The following is a 6778-nucleotide window of genomic DNA, read 5'->3' on the forward strand; positions in this document are numbered from 1 at the left end:
TCAGATCGATTCCACATGGGTTCCGGAGAGACGGCGGCGGGTGTCCAGCACGTACGACGCGTGCTCGACCACCAGGTCCAGGTCGAACGCGTCGTGATCGGCGAGCACCACCACCGCGTCGGCGGCGGCCACCTGCTCGGCGGTCAGCGGCACCCGGGTCACCCGCTGGTCGACGCGCGCGTCCTCGACCACGTGCGGGTCGGCGGCCCGGACCTCGGCGCCCATCTCCAGCAGCAGCGTGGCGACCCGGCGGGCCGGCGACTCCCGCGCGTCGCCGCTGTTCTTCTTGTAGGCGAGACCGAGCAGCAGCACCGTCGATCCGTTCACCGCCTTGCGTTGCCGGTTCAGGGCGGCGACCAGCCGGCGTACGACGTAGTCCGGCATGTGGTTGTTGATGTCGTTGGCCAGCTCGACGAAGCGGAAGCTCTGCCCGAGGGTCCGCTGCACCCGCCAGGACAGGTAGGACGGGTCGATCGGCAGGCAGTGCCCGCCGACACCGGGCCCGGGCACGAACCGCATGAAGCCGAACGGTTTCGACGACGCGGCGTCGATCGCCTCCCAGACGTCGATGCCGAGGTCGTGCGCGTACACCGCGAGCTCGTTGACCAGCGCGATGTTGACGTGCCGGAACGTGTTCTCGAGCAGCTTGGCCAGCTCGGCGACCTTGGGGTCGGAGACCGGCACGGTCGTCTCCACCACCGACGCGTAGAACTCCTGGACCTTCGCCAGCGACGCCGGGTTGATCCCGGAGACCACCTTCGGCGTGGTGGCCAGGTTCCACTGCCGGTTGCCCGGGTCGATGCGCTCCGGGCTGTAACCGAGGTGGAAGTCCACCCCGGCGATCAGGCCGGAACCCTCCTCGAGCAGCGGGCCGACCAGCTCGCCGGTGGTGCCCGGGTAGGTGGTCGACTCCAGCGCGACGGTCGCGCCGGGCCGCAGATAGCGGGCCAGGGTGCGGGCCGATTCCTCGATGTAGCGCAGGTCCGGGGTGCCCTCGCGCAGCGGCGTCGGCACCGCGATCACCGCGATGTCGAAGCCGGCGCAGGCCCGCGGGTCGGCCGACGGGAGCAGGTTCCCGCCGGCCAGCACCGCCTGCAGCTGGGCCGAGCTGATGTCGTCGACGTACGACTCGCCGGCCGCGAGCCGCTTGATCCGGTCCTCGTCGACGTCGAAGCCGACCACGGCGTGCCCGGCCTCGGCGGCGCGGACCGCGAGCGGCAGCCCCACGTACCCCTGTCCGGCGATGACTACCCGCATCTGCGTGCTCCCTACTCGTTCGGTGCTCACGGGTGCCGCCCGAGACGCATGGTGAATTCGGCCTGACGCTTGCCGTTGCGGCCGCCGGAGCGCTGCGCCGGCGGGGTCACGGCGGGTCCGGCCCGGCCGGGCAGCGCCGGGCTCTCGGAGAGCCAGCGCAGCACCGCGATCAGGTCGGCCCGCGGTGCGGACGCGTCGAGCAGCGAGAGCACCGCGCCGTCCAGCGGCGGCACCGGGGCCTGCGAGATCAGCGGATGGTTCGGCCGGTGGTCCGGCTCGGCCGGGCCGAGCAGCACCTCGGCCAGCTTCTCGCCGGGCCGCAGTCCGGTGTAGACGATCTGCACGTGCCCGCCGGCGCTCTCCGCGATCCGCCGGGCCACGTCGGCGATCCGCACCGGCTCGCCCATGTCGAGGATCAGCACCTCGCCGTGGGTGTCCACCGCGCCGGCCTGGATGACCAGCCGGCACGCCTCCTGCACGGTCATGAAGTACCGGGTCACGTCCGGGTCGGTGACCGTGATCGGCCCGCCCGCCTCGACCTGCGCGGCGAACGCGGTCAGCACCGACCCGCGGCTGCCCAGCACGTTGCCGAACCGCACGCTGGTGTACGTGCCGGGCGCGGCCGCGTCGGCGGCGGCGGTGAGCCGTTCGGTGATCCGCTTCGAGTAGCCGAGCACGCTGCACGGGTCGGCGGCCTTGTCGGTGGAGATGTTGACCAGCCGGTCCACGTGGTGCCGCATCGCGGTCTGCAGGATCTGGTAGGTGCCCAGGATGTTGGTCTTCAGCGCCTCGGACGGGTGCATCTCCAGCAGCGGCAGGTGCTTGAGCGCCGCGGCGTGGAACACCACCTGCGGGCGGTGCTCGGTGAACACCTCGTCGAGGCGCTGCTGGTCGCGGATGTCCGCGACGACCAGGTTGCGGTCGTCGAGCATGCCCCGGCCGTCCAGCGACAGCTGCACCGCGTGCAGGCCGGACTCGTCGCGGTCGAGCATCACCAGGGTGGCCGGATCGAACCGGGCGACCTGCCGGCACAGCTCCGAGCCGATCGAGCCGCCCGCGCCGGTGACCAGCACCCGGCGGCCCTGCAGGTACCCGGCGATGGCGGCCAGGTCGATGGTGATCTCGCGCCGGCCGAGCAGGTCGGCGTGGCTGACCGGGCGGATGTCCTCGACCCGCACGGTCCGGCCGAACAGCTCGACCACCGGCGGGAGCACCTTGAGGTCCACGTTCAGCGGCTCGGCCAGCCCGGTGAGCTCGCGGACCAGGTCGGCCCCGGCGCTCGGGATGGCGATCACCACGGCGTCGGCACGGAACCGGCGGACCACCTCGGCCAGCGCCGTACGGTTGCCGGCCACCGGCACCCCCATGATCTGCAGGGCGCGCTTGGTCGGGTCGTCGTCGAGCAGCGCGACCGGCACGTACGGGCTGGACGGGCTGCGCAGCATCGCCCGGATCACCTGGGTCGCGCCCTCACCGGCACCGACCACCACGACCCGGGTCCCGGACTCGGGGTGCGGGCGCAGCCGCTGGTCGTGCAACAGCCGTACGGCGTACCGGATCCCGGCCGCCAGGACCAGCCCGATCAGCCCGGCCCCGATGATCGCCGAGCGCGGCACCAGCCGGCCCAGCAGGGTGTCCAGCACGAACACCAGCGGCGTGGTGACCGCGGCCGTCTTGGCCAGCGCCAGGATCTCCTCGAAGCAGCCGTACGACCAGCGTCCGGTGTAGAGGCCGAACTGGATGCCGGCCGCGGTGTGCACCACCGCGGCGACCAGCGACAGCGCCATCAGGCCGGCGCCGTCCAGGTATTCCAGGTGTCCGTCGTGACGCAGCAGGGTGGCGATCAGGAGTGCGGTCGCCAGGGCGAGCGCGTCGGCGGCGGCGCGGGCCGCCCGGCCGGGCAGTGCCGCGCGGAACCACGGCGCCGCCCGGCCGGGCCACTCACCAGGTATGAGGTCCGCCGCTGGGTCGCCAGCGGCGGCTCGCCGTGTCTGCATGAGATTCCCCCTCGTACGATGCCGGCGGGAACCGGCCGCGGAACCTTGCGTGCGCAAAAAGAACCGGCAATTTCGCAGAGTTGATAATTGCGCCCCAGGCGCACCGGGTCGCATCGATCCGGCTATTCGCGACTTTCAGGGTTCCAGTCTCCGGGGAGTCGATTACAGTAGCAATTGTCACGGCCTACGCGAAAAATTCTCACGTACCGCTATTCATCCAGCACAGGACCTCGATCGCGCATTTCCGCGACCCCATTCGGCTGCGTGATACAGGCCAATCGGTGGATGATGTCATATCGACAGTGAATGATCCTCACTTTAGACGTGACATCTGCGACTAACACTTCCCCGGCTATTCCGGGACCGTTCTCGCAGGAGCCGTCGCAAGCGTTCTGTCGACTATGCGACTGGGGGACGAGGATGAGGGTGCTGCACGTGATCAGCACTGCTGCGGAGGGCGGCGCCGAGCATCAACTCCGGCTGCTGCTGGGCCGCCTGCCGCACGACAGCGAGGTGGTGACGCTCTCCCCGCCCGGCGCCGAGGCACAGGCCATCCGGGCCGCCGGGATACCGGTGCACGAGCTGCCCACGGCCGGCGACCGGGACCTGACCGCGATCGTACGATTGCGCCGCCTGATCCGGCGCGGCCGGTTCGACCTGGTGCACACGCACCTGTACCGGGCCTGCGTGCAGGGCCGGATCGCGGCCCGGCTGGCCGGCGTCCCGCACGTGGTCGCCACCGAGCACCACCTGGGCCGCCCCGGCGCCGCCCGGCTCGGCCCGCTCTACCTGTTCAGCGAACGGCTCGGCGAGATGACCATCGCGGCCACCGCGGCGATCGCCGAACGGCTGCGCGGCTGGGGCGTCCCGGACGAGCGGATCGCCACCGTCCCCCGGGCCATCGACCCGGCCGAGTACCGCTTCGACCCGGCGCTGCGGGCCGCCGCCCGGGCCCGGCTCGGCGTGGCCCCCGGCGTACCCCTGATCGGCGTGACCGGACGGCTCACCCCGGACAGACGCTTCGACCTGCTGATCCGGGCGGTGGCGGAGGTGCCCGGCGCGGCCCTGCTGCTGGTCGGCGACGGCCCGGCCCGGCCGGCCCTGGCCCAGCTCGCGATCATCGAGGGCGTCGCCGACCGGGTGCTGTTCGCCGGCACCGTCCGGCACCCGCGCGAGATGCTCTGCGCCATGGACGTCTTCGCCTCACCGGACCAGCACACCTGCGGCCTCGCCGCGCTCGAGGCGCTCGCCGCCGGGCTGCCGGTCGTCTACGCCGCGTGCGCGCCGCTGGAGGAGCGGGCCGCGGCCCGGTCACCGGTCCGCGGCACCCACCGGCTCACCCCGCACGACCGGGAATCCCTTCCTCGTACGCTGCGCGCCGAAGTCCTCTGCCACGCCGAACGCGGCGGCGCGCGGTTGCCGCCCCGCACGGCCGGATCACGGTACGACGCGGACCACCTGGCAAGCGCGGTCGGACAGATCTACGACCGGCTCACCGCACCTCTGCCGGAACTCCCGTCACCGCGTCCCGGAACCGCCCGGAACGCATGAGGCGCCGCCACAGCACCCAGCCGAGGAACGTGCCGAGGGTGTTGGAGAGCAGGTCGTTGACGTCCGCCCAGCGGTTGCCGTGCACCGTGAGGATCAGCACCAGCTGGGTGATCTCGATGCTCAGGCTCAGCAGGAACCCGATCCGGACCACCCGGTTGCGCTCGGTGACACCGAAGTTCAGGTGCAGCAGCCCGGCCAGCGGCAGGAGCATCAGCGCGTTCAGCACGAAGTCACGGCGGCGCGTGCTGAACGACGGGACCAGCAGGATCCGGTAGGTCTCCGCCGGGCCCGAGTCGGGGCCCCAGGAGAGCGGCAGCGGCAGCATGGTGGCGCCGAGGACGGCGACCACGTACCAGGACAGCGCCCACGCCACGATCAGGCGACGAGTGGTGAGCAGGCCCTGACGGCGCAGCCAGAGCCAGGACAAAATCATGAGTACGCCACCCAGGGGCAGCAGCACCGGCAGAGCGGGAACCTGGAAATATTGAGCGTGCATCGAATCCAACGCTACGCGACCCGGCCGGGCCGGCCCTCCCTTCGAGTGATCGGGTGAGCCTCAGCACCACCCTGCGAGTGCATTTCGCCGGCGCGTCCGTTACCTCGCTTACCTTCCGGTACCTTCGCTTATCGGAGCCATCCCTCTTTTCGGGCGATCCGAATGGCGTCCAGCCGATTGCGCGCGCCGGTCTTGGTGATCACCGCGGAAAGGTAATTCCGAACGGTCCCGCCGGAGAGGTAGAGCCGCCCGGCGATCTCCTTCACCGACTCGCCCTCGGCGGCCAGGCCGAGCACTTCCAGCTCCCGGGTGCTCAATCCCCGGTCGGTGTTCAGCGAGGCGGCCTGCAGCATCGGCGAGACCACCCGCTCGCCCGCCGCCAGCCGCCGCACCGAGTCGGCCAGTGCGGTGCCGGCCGCGCTCTTGAGCAGGAAGTTCAGGCCGCCGTTCCACCGGCGGGGCGGCAGCATGCCGCGCTTGGACGGATCACAGAGCAGCAGCATCGCGCAGGACGGTATGGCGGTGTGCAACTCGTCGGCGAGCGGCAGGACCTGACTCACCATGTACTCGGTGTCGATCACGATCACCGCGGGCCACAACTGCGCGGCACGCGGGGCCAGCTCGCTGTTGATCGGCAGCGTGGTGACGTAGTGCATGTCCGGTTCGGTCTCCAGGAACGTACGCACCGGGACGCCGAAGTATCCCTCGTCTCTCACCACCACGACCCGGATCATCACACCACCCTCGTCGATGGGAACCGGGCGGAGACCCGGCGCCGACCCCGTCTGGAACGCTCGACGCAATAATTCTCAGATGACTCGAGGACCATTCTGCGGGTGCGGCACAAGTCGATCCGATAAAGATCTTTAACAGTACGACACGACGCAGGTCATAACGGATCTGTGCCACCGCGAGCAGGCACGGGGCACCCCCATAAACTAACTGAGTGAAACGTTCCGCGCACGCTCTGTCGGCCGTTAGACGGAGTGAGGTCCACCAGATCAACGACTCCCCCTACCGAAACGACGGGTTCATCCCGCTGATACGCCAGTGAAATTAGCCAGCTTTCCCCGCAAATCCCCTTTTTCCGGACATCATCCTTCCATTTCCCCACGCCAAAAACAATGATCCTTCACGTTCCCTTTCCCACCCTCCCCAAAGCCCCCACCCCCCAAGTCCGTTTTTGATTACCGAATTGATCACCCCTCCCCCCAATCCCACATTCCCCCACCCCCTTTCCTCACCCCCAAGTCACCCACCAGCCCTCCCAGCACGACGCAGACCCACGCCACGGCACCCCGCCCCGGCCCGGCCCGGCCCGGCACATTAGGGCGGCGGCGCAGCGCGGCCCGTCACTGCGGGACCGCGGCGCGGTGGCGCGGCGCGGTGGCGCGGCGCGGCGCGGCGCGGCGCGGCGCGGCTCGGCGCGGCTCGGCGCGGCTCGGCGCGGCTCGGCGCGGCTCGGCGCGGCTCGGCG

General features: G+C 70.8%; 5 protein-coding genes. 1 reads left to right on the forward strand and 4 read right to left on the reverse strand.

The features are described 5' to 3' along the window. Together Apa02nite_RS01505 and Apa02nite_RS01510 are read right to left on the reverse strand one after the other, a co-directional pair. Positions 1-1257, reverse strand: a complete 1257-nt coding sequence (locus Apa02nite_RS01505) for a nucleotide sugar dehydrogenase (protein ID WP_203823474.1) — start codon at positions 1255-1257, stop codon at positions 1-3. 26 nt (positions 1258-1283) lie between these two features. Continuing rightward, on the reverse strand, positions 1284-3254 hold the full coding sequence (locus Apa02nite_RS01510; protein WP_203823475.1) for a nucleoside-diphosphate sugar epimerase/dehydratase: 1971 nt from the start codon (positions 3252-3254) through the stop codon (positions 1284-1286). 435 nt (positions 3255-3689) lie between these two features. Between Apa02nite_RS01510 and Apa02nite_RS01515 the strand changes: the two genes are divergently transcribed. Beyond that, on the forward strand, positions 3690-4805 hold the full coding sequence (locus Apa02nite_RS01515) for a glycosyltransferase (RefSeq protein WP_239164045.1): 1116 nt from the start codon (positions 3690-3692) through the stop codon (positions 4803-4805). Here the strand turns inward: Apa02nite_RS01515 and Apa02nite_RS01520 are convergent. Together Apa02nite_RS01520 and Apa02nite_RS01525 are read right to left on the reverse strand one after the other, a co-directional pair. After that, positions 4747-5301, reverse strand: a complete 555-nt coding sequence (locus Apa02nite_RS01520; protein ID WP_067690210.1) for a VanZ family protein — start codon at positions 5299-5301, stop codon at positions 4747-4749. The two genes, Apa02nite_RS01515 and Apa02nite_RS01520, sit on opposite strands and share 59 nt — an antisense overlap. Positions 5302-5429: 128 nt before the next feature. After that, complete coding sequence (locus Apa02nite_RS01525; protein WP_067690246.1) at positions 5430-6035, reverse strand: response regulator transcription factor; 606 nt, start codon at positions 6033-6035, stop codon at positions 5430-5432. Positions 6036-6778 lie beyond the last annotated feature (743 nt).

The organism is Actinoplanes palleronii, from assembly GCF_016862315.1.
Taxonomy (GTDB): domain Bacteria; phylum Actinomycetota; class Actinomycetes; order Mycobacteriales; family Micromonosporaceae; genus Actinoplanes; species Actinoplanes palleronii.